Annotated in this window: 18 protein-coding genes; 7 read left to right on the top strand and 11 right to left on the bottom strand. The window is 59.2% G+C overall.

The window, feature by feature from the left end:
* Positions 1-229: 229 nt before the first annotated feature.
* Positions 230-1,168: an aspartyl/asparaginyl beta-hydroxylase domain-containing protein gene (locus tag ACP7A4_RS18230; RefSeq protein WP_203307780.1), complete on the bottom strand. Its 939-nt coding sequence runs from the start codon at positions 1,166-1,168 to the stop codon at positions 230-232.
* 277 nt (positions 1,169-1,445) lie between these two features.
* A complete protein-coding gene (gene cysK / locus ACP7A4_RS18225; RefSeq protein WP_059762023.1) occupies positions 1,446-2,420 on the bottom strand; it encodes a cysteine synthase A in 975 nt (324 codons plus the stop codon).
* A gap of 210 nt (positions 2,421-2,630) precedes the next feature.
* Here cysK and ACP7A4_RS18220 point away from each other — a divergent pair, with 210 nt between their 5' ends.
* Together ACP7A4_RS18220 and ACP7A4_RS18215 are read left to right on the top strand one after the other, a co-directional pair.
* Entirely contained in the window at positions 2,631-3,476 is an 846-nt protein-coding gene (locus tag ACP7A4_RS18220) for an AAA family ATPase (protein ID WP_047276083.1), read from the top strand.
* 21 nt (positions 3,477-3,497) lie between these two features.
* Positions 3,498-4,676: a vWA domain-containing protein gene (locus ACP7A4_RS18215; protein ID WP_059762022.1), complete on the top strand. Its 1,179-nt coding sequence runs from the start codon at positions 3,498-3,500 to the stop codon at positions 4,674-4,676.
* Positions 4,677-4,727: 51 nt separating this feature from the next.
* Here ACP7A4_RS18215 and ACP7A4_RS18210 read toward each other — a convergent pair whose 3' ends face one another.
* From ACP7A4_RS18210 to ACP7A4_RS18185, 6 genes are all read right to left on the bottom strand, one after another.
* Positions 4,728-5,657, bottom strand: a complete 930-nt coding sequence (locus ACP7A4_RS18210; RefSeq protein ID WP_426247909.1) for a biotin-dependent carboxyltransferase family protein — start codon at positions 5,655-5,657, stop codon at positions 4,728-4,730.
* Complete coding sequence (gene pxpB / locus ACP7A4_RS18205; protein WP_426247908.1) at positions 5,654-6,358, bottom strand: 5-oxoprolinase subunit PxpB; 705 nt, start codon at positions 6,356-6,358, stop codon at positions 5,654-5,656. Before pxpB ends, ACP7A4_RS18210 begins: the two co-directional genes overlap by 4 nt.
* Complete coding sequence (locus ACP7A4_RS18200; RefSeq protein WP_426247907.1) at positions 6,355-7,104, bottom strand: 5-oxoprolinase subunit PxpA; 750 nt, start codon at positions 7,102-7,104, stop codon at positions 6,355-6,357. The genes pxpB and ACP7A4_RS18200 overlap by 4 nt, the downstream gene beginning before the upstream one ends.
* A gap of 178 nt (positions 7,105-7,282) precedes the next feature.
* A complete protein-coding gene (locus ACP7A4_RS18195) occupies positions 7,283-7,816 on the bottom strand; it encodes a DUF2937 family protein (protein ID WP_426247906.1) in 534 nt (177 codons plus the stop codon).
* 12 nt (positions 7,817-7,828) lie between these two features.
* Positions 7,829-8,605: a class II glutamine amidotransferase gene (locus ACP7A4_RS18190; protein ID WP_059762018.1), complete on the bottom strand. Its 777-nt coding sequence runs from the start codon at positions 8,603-8,605 to the stop codon at positions 7,829-7,831.
* Between the two features lie 35 nt (positions 8,606-8,640).
* Positions 8,641-9,132, bottom strand: a complete 492-nt coding sequence (locus ACP7A4_RS18185) for a hypothetical protein (protein ID WP_059762055.1) — start codon at positions 9,130-9,132, stop codon at positions 8,641-8,643.
* Between the two features lie 100 nt (positions 9,133-9,232).
* Between ACP7A4_RS18185 and ACP7A4_RS18180 the strand changes: the two genes are divergently transcribed.
* Positions 9,233-11,278 (top strand): S9 family peptidase, encoded by a 2,046-nt coding sequence (locus ACP7A4_RS18180; RefSeq protein ID WP_426247905.1) that lies wholly within the window; start codon positions 9,233-9,235, stop codon positions 11,276-11,278.
* Positions 11,279-11,307: 29 nt separating this feature from the next.
* Here the strand turns inward: ACP7A4_RS18180 and ACP7A4_RS18175 are convergent, their stop codons facing one another.
* Complete coding sequence (locus tag ACP7A4_RS18175; protein WP_048402530.1) at positions 11,308-11,601, bottom strand: hypothetical protein; 294 nt, start codon at positions 11,599-11,601, stop codon at positions 11,308-11,310.
* An 82-nt stretch (positions 11,602-11,683) separates the two neighbouring features.
* On the opposite strand from ACP7A4_RS18175, the gene ACP7A4_RS18170 reads away from it, so the two are divergent.
* From ACP7A4_RS18170 to ACP7A4_RS18155, 4 genes are all read left to right on the top strand, one after another.
* A complete protein-coding gene (locus ACP7A4_RS18170) occupies positions 11,684-12,370 on the top strand; it encodes a spermidine synthase (protein WP_010656469.1) in 687 nt (228 codons plus the stop codon).
* A gap of 52 nt (positions 12,371-12,422) precedes the next feature.
* Positions 12,423-12,797: a YajD family HNH nuclease gene (locus tag ACP7A4_RS18165; RefSeq protein ID WP_048366367.1), complete on the top strand. Its 375-nt coding sequence runs from the start codon at positions 12,423-12,425 to the stop codon at positions 12,795-12,797.
* Positions 12,798-12,941: 144 nt separating this feature from the next.
* Positions 12,942-13,409, top strand: a complete 468-nt coding sequence (locus ACP7A4_RS18160; protein WP_059762016.1) for an RNA methyltransferase — start codon at positions 12,942-12,944, stop codon at positions 13,407-13,409.
* A gap of 79 nt (positions 13,410-13,488) precedes the next feature.
* On the top strand, positions 13,489-13,824 hold the full coding sequence (locus ACP7A4_RS18155; protein WP_203303893.1) for a DUF2892 domain-containing protein: 336 nt from the start codon (positions 13,489-13,491) through the stop codon (positions 13,822-13,824).
* A 191-nt stretch (positions 13,825-14,015) separates the two neighbouring features.
* Here the strand turns inward: ACP7A4_RS18155 and ACP7A4_RS18150 are convergent, their stop codons facing one another.
* On the bottom strand, positions 14,016-15,065 hold the full coding sequence (locus ACP7A4_RS18150) for an AI-2E family transporter (RefSeq protein ID WP_059762014.1): 1,050 nt from the start codon (positions 15,063-15,065) through the stop codon (positions 14,016-14,018).
* A 73-nt stretch (positions 15,066-15,138) separates the two neighbouring features.
* Positions 15,139-15,957, bottom strand: a complete 819-nt coding sequence (locus ACP7A4_RS18145) for a DUF4892 domain-containing protein (RefSeq protein WP_426247904.1) — start codon at positions 15,955-15,957, stop codon at positions 15,139-15,141.
* Between the last annotated feature and the right edge of the window lie 115 nt (positions 15,958-16,072).

Here is a 16,072-nt window from a genome sequence, read left to right as displayed (position 1 = left end):
AGCCCACCACCACACCCGGTGGCGATACGACGACGTACACCACAGTGCGGCTGACAGGAGGAGGATAGTGACTGATCTGCTCAGGCTGTTTGCTCGCGCACGGCACTGCCCCAGCAGTCACTGCTGAGTCGACAACGCGGTGGGAAAGGAAAACCGGCATGGGCTGATCTTTTTCAAGAGGGATATCGAGCGCCGACTATAACCAGCGCCCGATACAAATTGCAACGACTTAGCCGAACAACCAACGCCACAACAACAGCAGCACAATCACCGCCAGTACCGGGCGCATGATGCGGTACAGCTTGGGATTGCGGCGCTTCCACTGCTTGACCACGCCACTGAAGCGGTCGCTGAAGGTTTTGCTCCACGCATAGGCTTTGTTGATACCGCCAACGCGTTCGTCGTCCAGGTTTTGTGGCGCTGTGGCTTTACCCAATTGCGCGCTGACCCAGCGGTTGATCGAGGTCATGAGGCGGCTGGTCAGCGGGCGCTCAACGTCACAGAACAGGATCACGCGGGTGACGTCGGTTTCGTTCTTCACCCAATGCACATAGGTTTCGTCAAACATCACGTCTTCACCATCGCGCCAGGCGTACTCTTCACCGTCGACAAAAATGCGGCAGGCATCGGAGTTCGGTGTCGACAGCCCCAAGTGGTACCGCAAGGAACCGGCAAACGGGTCGCGGTGCGGGTTGAGGTGGCTGCCACCCGGCAACAGGGCAAACATCGCCCCTTTGACGTTGGGGATGCTGTTGACCAGCTCTACCGTTTTAGGGCACAGCAATTCGGCCGATGGCAGCGGTTTGTCGTACCACTTGAGGTAAAAACGCTTCCAGCCTTTTTTGAAGAAGGAACCGAAGCCGGCATCGTTGTTCTTCTCGGCGGCGCGAATATAACCCTCGTCGAACAGGTGCATGGCCTCTTCACGGATGGCTTGCCAGTTGTCTTTGAGCACATCCAGCTCAGGGAACTTGCTGCGGTCCAGGTAAGGCTTGGACGGCACGCCCGAAAACAGGTACATCAGCGCGTTGTACGGCGCAAAGAATGCGGAGTGGTTGACGAACTGACGCAGCACCGGCAAGCGCGCTTTGCCGCGCAAATGCACGTAAAGGATGCTGGCGACAAACAGCAGTATCAGCCCTGCCTTGATGGCGAAGGATAAGGTCATGCAACAACTCCTCGAAAAAACCGTGCGGCACCGATGGCCCGATGTGGCAGCCGCGCATGATAAACACTACCGGCGCCGGACAAAACCCGCGTGATCCAACATTCAGCATTAAGGATTACGTAACAACGTATTAATTAGCATAAGCCGGGTTGAAACCGCTTGATGTGGGTCAGGCAAAATCCTCGGTCGCTGCGAAGGGCTGCCAAGCAAGCCGTGCATTGGATTGCTTCACAGTCCCTTCGCAGCCTTCGACAGCGACGACGAGATAACGCCGGGTTTACTGCTCCAGTTCCTGCTCGCTGAACACGTCGCTGAACAGAAAGCTCGACAGGTAGCGCTCGCCCGAGTCCGGCAGGATCACGACGATGGTTTTACCTTGCATCTCCGGGGTTTCGGCCAGACGCACCGCCGCCGCCATCGCCGCGCCGCACGAGATCCCGCACAGAATGCCTTCTTCGTGCATCAAGCGCAGGGCCATTGCTTTGGATTCGTCATCGCTGACCAGTTCGACTTTATCGACGATGGACAAGTCGAGGTTTTTGGGCACAAAACCGGCGCCAATGCCCTGGATTTTGTGCGGTGAGGGCTTGATCTCTTCACCCGCCAAGGCTTGCGTGATCACCGGCGAGGTCATGGGTTCGACCGCCACCGACAGCAGTGGCTGGCCCAATGTGTGCTTGATATAGCGCGAAATGCCAGTAATGGTGCCGCCCGTGCCCACACCTGAGACCAGCACATCGACGCGGCCATCGGTGTCATTCCAGATTTCCGGACCGGTGGTTTTCTCGTGGATGGCGGGGTTGGCCGGGTTTTCAAACTGTTGCGGCATAAAATAGCGCTCAGGATCGCTGGCCTGAATGTCGGCCGCTTTGTCGATGGCGCCTTTCATGCCCTTGGCAGGTTCGGTGAGCACCAGCTGCGCGCCGAGTGCCTTGAGCACTTTGCGCCGTTCCAGGCTCATGGACGAGGGCATGGTCAGCGTCAGCTTATAGCCGCGTGCAGCCGCGACAAAGGCCAGGCCAATGCCGGTATTGCCCGACGTTGGCTCGATGATGGTCATGCCCGGCTTGAGCACACCACGGCTTTCGGCGTCCCAGATCATGTTGGCGCCGATCCGGCATTTGACCGAATACCCCGGGTTACGCCCCTCGATCTTGGCCAGAATGGTCACGCCGCGCGGTGCAATGCTGTTGATCTGCACCAGAGGCGTGTTACCGATGGACTGCGCGTTATCTGCAAAAATGCGGCTCATGACGGGTCCTTAAACACATTTTGGGAAAGGCCCCAAGGGTAGGCTCCGTGTTCGTATGCGTCCAGTCATGGCGTGACGCCCCATTCAGAGACTGAATGGGGCGTCTGCGTTCACGCAGCGCGGGTGTCGCGCTATAGTCGTCCCTACTTTTTTAGTCGCCCGCCCTGCCCTGCCCTGCTCAGGTCGGGGTTCTGGTTTGAGGAATGACACATGAAGTTTGAAGGCACCCGCGCCTACGTGGCCACTGACGACCTGAAACTGGCGGTCAATGCGGCGATCACCCTGGAGCGCCCGCTGCTGGTCAAGGGCGAACCCGGCACTGGCAAAACCATGTTGGCCGAGCAACTGGCCGAATCTTTTGGCTGCAAGCTGATCACCTGGCACATCAAGTCCACCACCAAGGCCCATCAGGGTTTGTACGAGTACGACGCGGTCAGCCGCCTGCGCGACTCGCAGCTGGGTGTCGACAAGGTGCACGATGTGCGCAATTACCTGAAGAAAGGCAAGTTGTGGGAGGCTTTCGAAGCCGAAGAACGGGTCATTTTGCTGATCGACGAAATCGACAAAGCCGACATCGAGTTCCCCAACGACTTGCTGCAAGAACTCGACAAGATGGAGTTCTACGTTTACGAGACGGACGAAACGATCAAGGCCAAAGTGCGCCCGATCATCATCATTACCTCAAACAACGAAAAGGAACTGCCGGACGCCTTCCTGCGTCGTTGCTTCTTCCATTACATCAGCTTCCCGGACCGTAACACCTTGCAAAAAATTGTCGACGTGCACTTTCCTGATATCAAGAAAGAGTTGGTCAGCGAAGCGCTGGACGTGTTCTTCGATGTGCGCAAGGTGCCGGGGCTGAAGAAGAAACCGTCGACCTCCGAGCTGGTTGACTGGCTCAAACTGCTGATGGCCGACAACATTGGCGAAGCCGTGCTGCGCGAGCGCGACCCGACCAAGGCCATCCCGCCATTGGCCGGTGCGCTGGTTAAAAATGAGCAAGACGTGCAATTGCTTGAGCGCCTGGCGTTCATGAGCCGTCGTGGCAATCGCTGATTTTTGCAGAAGGCGCCAAGCATGTTGCTGAATCTGTTCAATGAAATGCGCGCGGCCAAAGTGCCGGTGTCGGTGCGCGAACTGCTGGACTTGATCAACGCGCTCAAACACCGTGTGACCTTCGCCGACATGGACGAGTTTTACTTTTTGGCGCGCACGATCCTGGTCAAGGACGAGCGTCATTACGACAAGTTCGACCGTGCGTTCGGGGCTTATTTCAACGGGCTGCAAAACCTCAACGAACACCTTGAGGCACTGATCCCGGACGAGTGGCTGCGCAAAGAATTCGAACGCTCGCTCAGTGACGAAGAGCGCGCGCAGATCCAGTCACTGGGTGGCCTGGACAAACTGATCGAAGCGTTCAAACAGCGTCTGGAAGAGCAAAAGGAACGCCATGCCGGTGGCAATAAATGGATCGGCACCGGCGGCACCAGCCCGTTTGGTTCGGGCGGCTACCACCCCGAAGGCATCCGTGTGGGCGATGCCGGAGCGCGTCAGGGCAAAGCGGCCAAGGTCTGGGAGCAGCGCGAGTACAAAAACCTCGACGACCAGGTCGAATTGGGTACACGCAATATCAAGGTTGCGCTACGGCGCTTGCGTAAGTTCGCACGTCAGGGCGCGGCCGAAGAGCTGGACATCGACGGCACCATCGACCACACCGCACGTGATGCGGGACTGCTCAATATCCAGATGCGCCCTGAGCGGCGTAACACCATCAAGTTGCTGCTGTTGTTCGACATTGGCGGCTCGATGGATTCACACGTCAAGATTTGCGAGGAGTTGTTCTCGGCCTGCAAGACCGAGTTCAAACATCTGGAGTATTACTACTTCCATAACTTCATTTATGAATCAGTGTGGAAAAACAACCAGCGCCGTCAGGTTGAGCGTATTGCCACACAGGATGTACTGCACAAATACGGTGCCGATTACAAAGTGATTTTTATCGGCGACGCGGCCATGGGCCCGTACGAAATCACCCACGCGGGGGGCAGTGTCGAGCACTGGAACGAAGAGCCGGGCTACCTGTGGATGCAGCGTTTTATGGAGAAATACAAAAAACTCATCTGGATCAATCCGTATCCCAAAGATACGTGGAACTACACCGCGTCAACCCGCATCGTGCGCGACTTGATTGAAGACCGCATGTATCCGTTGACCCTGGACGGGCTGGAACAAGGCATGCGGTTTTTGGCCAAGTAATGGCGTTGGCTCGCAGCCCCTCAGTCCAATCCTCTCCCCTGAGGGAGAGGGTCAAGGAGAGGGGCTTTTAAGGCGCTGCATAAGTTCCACCTGCTGACGCTGCGCGGCCTGCTGTGTGGTGGGGCGCAATTGCACCAACTCCCCCGGCAAACACTGCGCCAGCCGCGCCAGCGCCAAGGGGGTCAACGCCCCCAACCGCGGATACCCGCCAATGGTCTGTCGGTCATTGAGCAGCACTATCGGCTGACCATCGGGCGGCACTTGAATCGCCCCCAACGGGATACCTTCCGAAATCATCGGCGCCCCCTGATACTCCAACGTCGGGCCTAACAGGCGAATGCCCATGCGATCAGCACGGCTGTCTACCGTCCACGGCCGGTTGAACACATCGAAGGTGCTTTGCCCGCTGAACGCACCGATTTGTGCGCCCAGGATCACATCCAGTACTGGCCGGGCGGCGAATTCGGGGATCAGCGCGCGGCTCAGCTCGCGCAACGCAGGCCCGGCGCCGCTGTAACTCAACTCGCCTCCTTTGACCAAGGCATGGCCAAAACCGTCAGGCCCGCCCAGCGCTTCACGCACCACGGTGGCGCAACTGCCCAGCACCTGCGGCGCAGTAAAGCCCCCCGGTGCAGCCAGATACGCCCGTGCCCCCTTGAGCGGCTGAGCAAATTTCAACGTTTGACCCTGATGTAACGTAAAACTGCGCCAGGGTTTAAGTGCCTGACCCTCCACGGTCGCGCCAAGGTCAGCGCCCGCCAGTGCCAAGGTGCAATCGGCCTGCGCAATCAGGGTGAGCCCGCCCAGGGTGATCTCAATCACCGGGGCATCGAGGTCATTGCCCAGCAACCCGTTGGCCAATGCCATCGACCGCCAATCAGCCGCACCGCCCTGGGTCACACCCAAATGCCTGACACCAAAACGTCCTGCGTCCTGCAACTGGCACAACGCAGTGCTGGCTTGTATCAATAAACGGCTCATGCCAGTGCCTCCTGCGGGGTGTCATCGCCACCCAAGTTGATGAACTCGGCATGGCTGATGGGCGCAAACTGCACGCGATCACCGGGTTGCATCAGGCTGTAGCCTTCGCGCTCGCGGTCAAACAAGGCGCTGGGAGTACGCCCGATAAGGTTCCAGCCACCGGGAGATTGCGCCGGATAGGCGGCTGTCTGGCGCTCGGCAATGCCCACGCTGCCCGCCGCCACCCGTTTGCGCGGGGTCGACAGACGCGGTGCGGCTAACGCCTCGTCCATCAACCCCATAAACGCAAAGCCCGGCGCGAACCCCAGGGCGAATACCTGGTACTCGTGCTCGCTGTGGCAACGGATGACTTCGTTGTGCGACCAGCCGGTACGTTGGGCAAGCAATGCCAGCTCAGGCCCGACACTCAGGTCGTACCACACCGGCACCACATGGCACTGGCCTTGACGCCGTGTGTCCGGTTGCAGGTCGCTCAGTGCGTGGGCAATCAGCTCCCGCGCCTGAACCGGGCTGAGCTCCAGCCCATCGTAGTGCACCATCAAGGTGGTGTAGGACGGCACCACATCAATCAACTGCCCGGCAAACACACTGCGTACGCGCTCAGTGGCGGCCAGCATCCACGGCATGTTGGCTTCGGCAATGTCATCGAACAGGCGCAGCATCAGGCAGTCGATGGCCACCACTTCAATACGCAGCTTCATGCCTGTAACTCGTTGAGGGCATTGCGTATGCGCTGCACGGCGGCCACCGAGCTGGCGTTGTCGCCATGCACACACAGGGTGTTGGCGTGCAGATACAGCGCGCTGCCATCACTGGCAATCAGCGACTGGCCTGCCGCAAGGGTCAGGGCCTGACGCACGATGGTGTCTGCGTCATGGTGCACGGCACCCGGCAATTGCCGTGAGACCAAACGCCCTGCGTTGTCGTACGCCCGATCAGCAAAGGCTTCAAACCATAACGTCACGCCATACTCATCGCCGATGGCTTGGGCCTCGCGGTTGTCGCGGGTGGCCATCAGCATCAACGGCAAGCGGGCATCGTAGGTCGCCACAGCGTGCACCACGGCGCGCAATTGTTCGGGGCTGGCCATCATGTCGTTGTACATCGCTCCGTGCGGTTTGACGTAACCGATACGCGTACCCTGGGCACGGCAAATGCCGTCGAGCGCGCCAAACTGGTAGTGCAACAGGTCTTGCAGCTCTGCCGCGGTGTAGGCCATAGAACGGCGACCAAATCCTGCCAGGTCCTGGTACGCCGGGTGGGCACCGATTTGCACGTCATGCTTGAGCGCCAGGGCCACGGTTTTGCGCATGATGCCCGGATCGCCCGCATGAAAACCGCAGGCAATGTTGGCGCAATCAATGAAGGGCATCACTTCGGCGTCCAGGCCCATGGTCCAGCTGCCAAAGCTTTCACCCATATCGCAGTTCAATAACAGGCGGCTCATGCGGATGCTCCTGTGGTTTTTTTATAGTTCAGAGGTAGGACATTTTTCGGCAGGCGTACGCGTTCGTCCAACTAATAAAAGCCGGGCGCGGGGATAAGAAAAGTTGATCGCTGGCGGCGATGAGCATCATGGGCCCCTTTGGAAGGGGCCGCCTGGCAGGCCATTGCAGCCTAGAGGTTCAGTAGCTGCGCTCGCGACGGGCGATGCGTTCGCGCTGGCGTTTACCGCCCAGCACGACCCAATCGATCAGGCGCAAGAAGCCTTCGATGATGAAGGAAAACAACAACGCGCCCGCCATAGCCCAGCCAATGGCCGTCGGCGAGAGCAAGACTTGGTAGGTGTAGGCGTCGAAGGTTTCCTGGCGGATGGCCGGGTCTGCGGCATACGCCACTTGCAGGGCGCGCATGTACCACGGGCCTTGCATGGCCTGGAACTGGTTATCCAGCAGGCGCTGACGGGCCAGCAGCGTGTTCAGGCTGGTGGCGTCGCTGCGAAATACCGGGTCATCACTGGCCTGGTAGTGAGCCACCAGTGCTTGCAGGTCACCCTTGAAAAACTGATTGGCCGTGTTTTGAAAGCCTGCCAACCCGGTTTGGGCTTCGATCAGGTGAGCTTCTACACGATTGGCGTAATCATTGATAAACCCCGGCACTTGCACGCCGAGCAGCAGGCCCAACGTAAATAGCACCAACCGCAGGTAGCTCAGGAACATACACGCCCTTCCTTATTCGGTTGTGCCGCGGCTGACGCATTCGCCGCCACGCCACAAGCTCCATTGCCCCGGTTCGTAGCGGGTCCAGGTTTCGTTTTCAGTCAACGGTTCGGTGGCAATCACGGTGACCACGTCAGCAGGCGTGGTTTCGGCCTGAAAGTCCACGATCACGTCGACATCTTTCAAGCGCGCCGGACCAAACGGCGCCCGCCGGGTGATGTGGGCCAGTTTGGTCGAGCAGTAGCAAAACAGCCAGTCGCCATTGCTCAGCAAGCCATTGAACACGCCTTTAGTGCGGTATTGGGCGCAGGCCGCCACCAGCACGGGAAGCAATGTTTCGACGTCTACGGGTTCTGGAAACGCCTCGCGCACCCGATTGAGCAGATCACAAAAGGCCGCTTCGCTGTCGGTGTCGCCAATGGGCCGGTAAAAACTGACGCTCGGGTTGAAGTCCGCCAATTGCCCGTTGTGCGCAAAGCACCAGTTACGGCCCCACAACTCACGCACAAACGGGTGGGTATTGGACAAGCACACCTGGCCCACGTTGGCCTGGCGGATATGCCCAATCACCACTTCACTTTTGATCGGATAACGCTGCACCAACAAGGCGACTTCAGAATCGCAGCTGGCACCCGGGTCCTGGAACAGCCGCAGGCCACGCCCTTCATAGAAGGCGATGCCCCAGCCATCGCGGTGCGGGCCGGTACGCCCGCCGCGCTGCATCAGGCCGGTGAAACTGAACACAATGTCGGTCGGCACGTTGGCGCTCATGCCCAGTAATTCACACACGCTCGTACGCTCGCATTCAGGCTTGACGAAAAAGTTTACAGCCGTGGCTCAACCCGTGAGGAGCCAGCAGGCCGCGGTACAGCCGTATGGCCATAGCGATCATCGGCGGCGCCGAAAGGTTGATCGTCTTCGGGCTCGCTTTTGCGGGCCGCTTCATTTGCAGCCAGCCGAGCACGCCGCGCTTTGCTGGCGCGCTCGATCGGCCAGCGAATCAGCACAAACACTGCGTACAGGCAAAACGCGATGATGGCGTACATCAACAAGTCGGACACCGCGCGCCAGGCGTTATTGCCCACCTTGAAAGCAAGGTCGAGGGCGGTGATGGCGATCGCGGGGGCAAATTTTTCCTTGACCGGGTCAATGATGGTCGGGCTGAACAACAGCACGGCCATTAATATACGCAGGGGTTCACGCAGCCAGCGCCACATGAAGCGGGTCAGGCGGCACCACACGAGCAGGCAGCCCAAAGCGGCAAAGGCGTAAAGGCCCCAAGCGAGCAGATAGTCGTTCTCGGTCATGGTATCCATGGTCGGCAGGCAATGAGGCGCTATGATAACGGCTTTTGACAAGGGCGGCTGCACCGCCGTCAGCACGACTTCTTTTCATGCAGGTTTGTGAGAACACTTAATGACCGAATCAGCCCACGCAAACAGCGCGCCTATCGCACATACCGTAGAGGGTCCTGACCCGTATGTATGGTTACAAAATCGCGACAGCAAAGAGGTTTTGGACTATCTGAAAGCGGAAAACAGTTATCAGGAGGCGCAGTTGGCCGATCAGGCTGAACGGCGTGAAGCCCTGTTTCAAGAGATCAAAGGCCGTATTCGCGAAACTGATTTGTCGCTGCCCTCGCCTTGGGGACCTTTCCTGTATTACACCCGCACCGTGGCCGGTGATGAGTACCCGCGACACTTGCGCTGCCCGCGCCCGGCCGATGACAGCCAGCAGGTTGACGAGCGTGCCGAGCAATTGCTGCTCGACCCGAACGCCTTGGCCGACGGCGGTTTTATTTCACTGGGTGCGTTCAGCATCAGCCCGGACCATCAGCGCCTCGCGTATAGCCTGGACATCAACGGCGAAGAAGTTTTCCGTTTATTCGTCAAAGAGCTGAGCACCGGCGTGGTCACCGAACTGCCGTTTGACGACTGTGATGGCAGCATGACGTGGGCCAATGACAGCCAGACGCTGTTTTTTGCCGAACTGGATGACACTCACCGCCCGCACAAACTGATGCGCCATACGCTGGGCGAGTCGGGGGCGCATGAAGTGTTTCATGAGCCGGACGGGCGATTCTTCCTGCATTGCTATCGCTCAAGTTCCGAACGCCAACTCATCCTGCTGCTCAGCAGCAAAACCACCAGTGAAAGCTGGGTGCTGGATGCGCATCAGCCAACAGGCCCGTTCACTTGCCTGGCACCCAGGGTTGAAGACCACGATTACAGCGTCGATCACGGGCTTTACCAAGGCGCCTGGAGCTGGTTCATTCGCACCAATCAGGACGGCATCAACTTTGCCCTGTACTGCGCCGCAGGTGATGTGCCGACCCGTAATGAGTGGACGCTGCTGATCGCCCATGACGACAAGGTGATGCTGGAGGGCCTGACCCTGAACGCAAACGCCTTGTGCTTGAGCCTGCGCGAAGGCGGACTGCCGATCATCGAGATTCGTCCTGCGGGTTTGGCGCCGTATCGCGTTCAACTGCCGGACGCCGCCTACAGCCTGTATGTACAAGACAGCCTTGAGTTCGACAGTCCTTGCATCCGACTGCGCTACGAAGCGCTGAATCGCCCGGCGCAAGTGCGCCAGCTGACCTTGTCCAACGGCGAACAACGGGTGCTCAAAGAAACACCCGTACTCGGGCCGTTCAATGCCGATGATTATGTCAGCCAGCGTCTATGGGCCACGGCGCCCGATGGCACGCAGGTGCCAATCAGCCTGGTGGTCAAGCGCAGCGCGCTGGGCCAACCCACTCCCTTGTATTTGTATGGCTACGGGGCCTATGGAGAAAGTCTGGACCCGTGGTTTTCGCACTCGCGCCTCAGCTTGCTCGACCGCGGTGTGGCCTTCGCCATCGCCCATGTGCGCGGCGGCGGTGAGTTGGGTGAGGCCTGGTATCGCGCAGGTAAACAGGAACACAAGCACAACACGTTCAGCGACTTCATCGCCTGTGCCGAACATTTGATTGCCCACGGGCTGACCGACGCCGGGCAACTGGTGATCAGCGGCGCCAGCGCGGGGGGCCTGTTGATTGGCGCCGTGCTCAATCAACGCCCAGAACTGTTCAAGGCGGCGATTGCTGAAGTGCCGTTCGTCGATGTACTGAACACCATGCTCGACCCCGAGCTGCCGCTGACCGTCACCGAGTATGACGAATGGGGTAACCCGCAGGAGCCACAGGTGTATGCCCGGATCAAAGCCTATGCGCCGTATGAAAATGTACGCGCTCAGGCCTACCCGGCGATGCTGGTTATTGCGGGCTACAACGACAGCCGCGTGCAGTATTGGGAAGCGGCCAAGTGGGTCGCCAAACTGCGCGTCACCAAGACTGACAACAATCTGTTACTGCTCAAGACCGAACTGGACGCCGGTCATGGCGGCATGAGCGGGCGCTATCAAGCCCTGCGCGATGTGGCGCTGGAGTATGCCTTTGTGTTCAAGGTGCTGGGCCTGTAGGGGCGCGCCTGTACATGCAATCAAGCCCATTACTCTGCCGGGGGCTTGGCCTTGGGGTCTTTGACCTCAAGCCCCGGCAGTGGCTGGTCTTTGGGCGGCTGGGGCAAGTCGATGGGTGGCAGCGGGATCAAACTGCCACTTCCGGCAACCGGCTTGCGCACGGCCTTGGGGGTGATCTGCGGATACGGGGTGGGCGTCGCCGTGCCGGGTGAGCCCGGCGCCGCAGTCACAGGCACCACCGGCACAGGCGTCAGCTCTGCTGCCTGTGCCGCACTTATCGGGAGCGCAGCCCACACAATGGCCGTTAGAATAGTGCGTTTCATCAATCACTCCGTTGCCAGACCGGCTTGTCTGCCCTCAGGCTACTCGTAACCTGCGGTTTTTGTCCCCTTCTATGAGATATCCATGAAACGTTTTGTTTTGCTCGACACCACTCCGATCCCCGAAAACGGCGGCGCCTTGTGCCTGTTCGAGTATGGCGAGGACTTCGTGATCAAGATCCAGGGCGGCGACGGGGGGCAATTGATGAACACCCGCATGCACGGCTCGGAAGATGCGCTGGCCGAAATCCCGTGCCGCAAGGTCGCCGGTCGTCCGCAGTCACGGGTGCTGATTGGCGGACTGGGTATGGGTTTCACCTTGGCTTCGGCGCTCAAACACTTGGGCAAAACTGCCGAAGTGGTGGTGGCCGAACTGGTGCCGGGGGTTGTTGAATGGAACCGCGGGCCGCTGGGAGAAAAGTCCGGTAATCCTTTGCAAGACCCGCGCACCGTCATCCGCATGGAAGACGTGGCCAAGGTGTTGCAGGCCGAGCCCAATGGCTTCGACGCGATTATGCTGGATGTCGACAACGGCCCCGAAGGCTTGACCCAAAAAGCCAACAGCTGGTTGTATTCAGCCGGTGGCCTGAGCGCCTGCGCCAAAGCCTTGCGCCCTAAAGGCGTGCTGGCGGTGTGGTCGGCCAGTGCCGACAAACAATTTAGCGACAAGCTGCGCAAGGCCGGTTTCAAGGCTGAAGAAGTGCAGGTATTTGCCCACGGCAACAAGGGCACGCGGCACACAATCTGGATTGCTGAAAAAATCAAAGGCTGATCAACAGCTAAACTTAACGACCTGACCGTCATTCGTCCTGAAAGGTAACCCCATGAGTTCGGCCAACCCTCCCTCCCATACCGCGAAGCTGGATCGCATCCTGGCCGATGCCCAGCGTGACCGTGAAATGGGCTACCGCGACAAAGCCCTGAAAATGTACCCGCACGTGTGCGGTCGTTGCGCCCGAGAGTTTGCGGGCAAGCGCCTGAGTGAACTGACTGTTCACCACCGCGACCACAACCATGACAACAACCCGCAAGACGGTTCCAACTGGGAGCTGTTGTGCCTGTACTGCCATGACAACGAACACTCGCGCTACACCGACCAGCAATACTTCTCGGACAGCTCCACCAGCAGCCCGAAAGTCGCCAAGGCGACTCATAACCCGTTCGCGGCACTCGCCGGCTTGATGAAAAAAGACGAGTAAGACGGCTTGCTCCGCAGCCACTGGCGCAGGCGACGTCCAAATCCGGGCCGCGGGGTGTGTGGGCGAACGCACCCTGCGCCAGCGGCTACGGCTATGCAGTAACAGGGGGTATACTCGCGTCTTTTTTCTGAAGGGCTCGGGCACGTGGCGAACAAACGGTACAGCTGCATTGGTTTGTATAACCCCAAATCACCGGAAAACGTCGGCTCGGTGATGCGTGCGGCTGGTTGCTACAACGTGGCCTCGGTGTTTTACACCGGCAAACGGTACGAACGTGCCCGCGACTTCATCACGGACACCAAAAAGGTGCATCAGGACATTCCGTTGATCGGCATTGATGACCTGAAAAAAATCCTCCCGCTGGGCTGCATTCCGGTCGCGGTTGAGCTGGTCGAGGGCGCACGCTCCCTGCCTGAGTACACGCACCCGGATCGCGCGCTGTACATTTTTGGCCCCGAAGACGGCTCACTGGACAAAGAGATTCTGGACTGGTGCGAGGATGTGATTTACATCCCGACCAACGGCTGCATGAACCTTGCGGCCACCGTCAACGTGGTGCTTTACGACCGTTTGGCCAAGGGCAACAACACCCGTTCCGGCCCCAAGTTCTAATCCTCGCCCGCCATTGAATGGAACAACCCGCCCTCCCCGGCAGTCAGCTCTGTATCCACCTATCCCTTGGAGACAGAGCATGAGCAACACAAAACCTGTAGAGCGCATTGAATCCACTTCGTACGAAGACGTGCGTTATCAAAACGTAGAGGGCTGGGAGCGCGTTGGCTCGCTGGCAGGCGGCGTGGTGATGCTGGGCAAAGGCATTCGCCGTGGCGGCTTTATCGGCTTGATCCAGGTAGGCATTGGTGCGATGGCGCTCAAGCGCGGCATTACGGGCCACAGCTCGACCAAACGTCTGCTGGAAAAGAGCCGCCAGCAATTGCACAGCGTGCGTTCGGACATCGAGCAGGCGGGTGACGAGTTACTGCGCATGAAAGATGAAGTTGAAGCCAGGGTTGTGAAAAACACCTGATACGTTCCTGGCTGCACCTGCGATTAACGGCGCCATGTGCCGTCATTGAGCAGTGATGTGAGGCTGCGATTCGCGGTGAAGCCTTCATAAACCCTTCAACCCGGTGCTTTCGTCACACCGCAATCACCGGGTTTACGCCGCTTCGCAACCCATCACAGCCTCCCGCCTCAACAGCACTACAGCGTTTGGTCTCAGATTTTGTCTTTGTTCTGCTGGCTCGCGCTCCAGTCCACCAGTAGGCTGTAAGCCAGCGCCAGCAACGTCGGGCCGATGAAAAGACCGATAAAGCCAAAGGCAATCAAGCCACCAAACACGCCGAGCAATACGATCACCAAGGGCAAGTTGCCGCCCCGGCTGATCAAATAAGGTTTGAGCACGTTGTCCACGCCACTGATGATCAACGTGCCCCAAATTCCGAGAAAAATTGCCAGCCCGTAATCGCCCTTCCAGGCCAGCCATGCCGTGGCCGGAATCCAGATCAACGGCGGCCCCATCGGGATAAGACTTAGCAGAAAAGTCGCCAGCCCCAGCACCAGTGCGCCCGGTACACCGGCAATCAAGAAGCCGATCAGCGCCAGCACCGCCTGCGCCGCTGCCGTGCCGATCACACCGTTGACCACTCGCTGAATGGTGCCGGCCACCAGATCCTGATAGTAGGAGGCGCGTTCGCCGATCAAGCGTTCAAGCAAGCGATGCACGAACATCGCCAAACGCGGGCCATCACGGTAGAAAAAGAACACAAACACGATACTCAGTGTCAGCTCCAGAATGCCGCCGCCGATCTGTGCACTGCGGGCCAATAGCCAGTTGCCGACCTGCCCCAAGTACGGTTTGACGGCCACAATCAGCGCCGCGCCCTGCTCATCGATGGTGTCCCAAATACCCACCAGGCGCTCACCGATTAACGGAATACCCGCCAGCCAGCCAGGCGCCTGCGGCAAGCCTTCAAGCTGAACATCCTTGACGAAGGTCGTGGCGTCGCGCACGTGATCCGCCAGGTTGAAGCCCAGCCACACCAGCGGGCCTGCCACCAGCAGCATCCAGCCCAAAGTCAGAATGCCCGCTGCCAGCGACTCACGGCCATTGAGCCAGCGCGTCAGCAAGCGCATTAACGGCCAACTGGCAAACGCCAGCACCGCCCCCCAGAACAGCGCCGACCAAAAAGGCGCCATCACCCACAGACTGGCACCGAACAACACCAGCAGCAGGATCTGCACCAGCAGGCGATCGTTATTGAGCATGTGTGTTCCACAGAAAATTCATAGGCAAAAAAAGACGACGGCTACGCAGAGTGTAGCCGTCGCAGACAAGCGTTTAACGGAGCAGTTCGACCCGCAGCCCCTGGGCCGGGCTCTCGCCCAGTTCAATGCGCGCAGCCCTTACACCGCTCTTGATCAGACCGTCGCGCCATGCGGCGGCGTGAACACCGCTCAGGCTGACCCTGGAGGTTGCATCCAGGTTCAATGCGCGACTGATCAAGGTGAGCCACTGTGCATCTGGCTCTGCCGTGAGCGCAGGTAAATCCAGTTCGCCCGTGCTTTTTAACTGGCGCTGCAAGGTGGCTGAGGTGGGCAGTAATTGGCCCAGATCACCACTGGCCTGAAGCTGCTCGACATGCAGGTAGGCTTTGCGGTTGCCCCGCGTGATGCCATACAACGCGACCAACTGATTTTGCTCAGGCGCCGCCAGGCGGATCAACAGGTAGGACTGCTCACCGTCGGCGCCCACCAGCTTGGAGTTACCAAAAATCTCATTTGCCCACAGGCTGCTTTCGCCACAATCACGGGCCTGGCACCAGAACAACAACTGCGCATCTTTGGCTTGCAGGGCTTCACGCGCAGCCGTAAAGGCTTCGGTGGCCGAGTGCTCAGCGGGTAATTCATAGGTGATCGCCGTGGTTTGGCCACGGGCATTGACCTGCCCTTCAAAACGCAGCCGACCGCTGATTTTTCGAATGGCGCCCATCGGGTAGATGCGCTCGACATCGGGCTTGACGGTGTAATCGACAATTTGCGCGTCCGCCAGCCGTGGCACGTCTCGCAAGTCATGACTGCCGGGCACGTCAGCCGCCCACAGCAGAGGGCTGAGGCAGCTCAGGCCCAGCGCACAGATAAAACGATTGGTCGGTTTCATCGGCACGCGTCACCCGCAGGTGAGGTGTGTTTGAGCCTGCTCACGATAGAGACCGGGTGGCCTTCCGAGGTCGCAGCGGTGTAGAGATCTATCATGGTTGTCTCCCATTTCAACC

The sequence above is a fragment of the Pseudomonas sp. TWR3-1-1 genome, assembly GCF_049896545.1.
GTDB lineage: Bacteria > Pseudomonadota > Gammaproteobacteria > Pseudomonadales > Pseudomonadaceae > Aquipseudomonas > Aquipseudomonas weihenstephanensis.
Note: the sequence above shows the minus strand (reverse complement) of the source record. Positions and strands in the feature narration are given on the sequence as shown.

Excerpts from the sequence above, each read along its gene's own strand:
- pxpB (WP_426247908.1), bottom strand. The coding sequence starts at position 6,358 with ATGAAGCTGCGTATTGAAGTGGTGGCCATCGACTGCCTGATGCTGCGC.
- cysK (WP_059762023.1), bottom strand. The coding sequence starts at position 2,420 with ATGAGCCGCATTTTTGCAGATAACGCGCAGTCCATCGGTAACACGCCT.
- ACP7A4_RS18195 (WP_426247906.1), bottom strand. The coding sequence starts at position 7,816 with ATGTTCCTGAGCTACCTGCGGTTGGTGCTATTTACGTTGGGCCTGCTG.
- ACP7A4_RS18200 (WP_426247907.1), bottom strand. The coding sequence starts at position 7,104 with ATGAGCCGCCTGTTATTGAACTGCGATATGGGTGAAAGCTTTGGCAGC.
- ACP7A4_RS18165 (WP_048366367.1), top strand. The coding sequence starts at position 12,423 with ATGAGTTCGGCCAACCCTCCCTCCCATACCGCGAAGCTGGATCGCATC.
- ACP7A4_RS18175 (WP_048402530.1), bottom strand. The coding sequence starts at position 11,601 with ATGAAACGCACTATTCTAACGGCCATTGTGTGGGCTGCGCTCCCGATA.
- ACP7A4_RS18185 (WP_059762055.1), bottom strand. The coding sequence starts at position 9,132 with ATGGATACCATGACCGAGAACGACTATCTGCTCGCTTGGGGCCTTTAC.
- ACP7A4_RS18215 (WP_059762022.1), top strand. The coding sequence starts at position 3,498 with ATGTTGCTGAATCTGTTCAATGAAATGCGCGCGGCCAAAGTGCCGGTG.
- ACP7A4_RS18145 (WP_426247904.1), bottom strand. The coding sequence starts at position 15,957 with ATGAAACCGACCAATCGTTTTATCTGTGCGCTGGGCCTGAGCTGCCTC.
- ACP7A4_RS18150 (WP_059762014.1), bottom strand. The coding sequence starts at position 15,065 with ATGCTCAATAACGATCGCCTGCTGGTGCAGATCCTGCTGCTGGTGTTG.
- ACP7A4_RS18220 (WP_047276083.1), top strand. The coding sequence starts at position 2,631 with ATGAAGTTTGAAGGCACCCGCGCCTACGTGGCCACTGACGACCTGAAA.
- ACP7A4_RS18180 (WP_426247905.1), top strand. The coding sequence starts at position 9,233 with ATGACCGAATCAGCCCACGCAAACAGCGCGCCTATCGCACATACCGTA.
- ACP7A4_RS18210 (WP_426247909.1), bottom strand. The coding sequence starts at position 5,657 with ATGAGCCGTTTATTGATACAAGCCAGCACTGCGTTGTGCCAGTTGCAG.
- ACP7A4_RS18155 (WP_203303893.1), top strand. The coding sequence starts at position 13,489 with ATGAGCAACACAAAACCTGTAGAGCGCATTGAATCCACTTCGTACGAA.
- ACP7A4_RS18230 (WP_203307780.1), bottom strand. The coding sequence starts at position 1,168 with ATGACCTTATCCTTCGCCATCAAGGCAGGGCTGATACTGCTGTTTGTC.
- ACP7A4_RS18170 (WP_010656469.1), top strand. The coding sequence starts at position 11,684 with ATGAAACGTTTTGTTTTGCTCGACACCACTCCGATCCCCGAAAACGGC.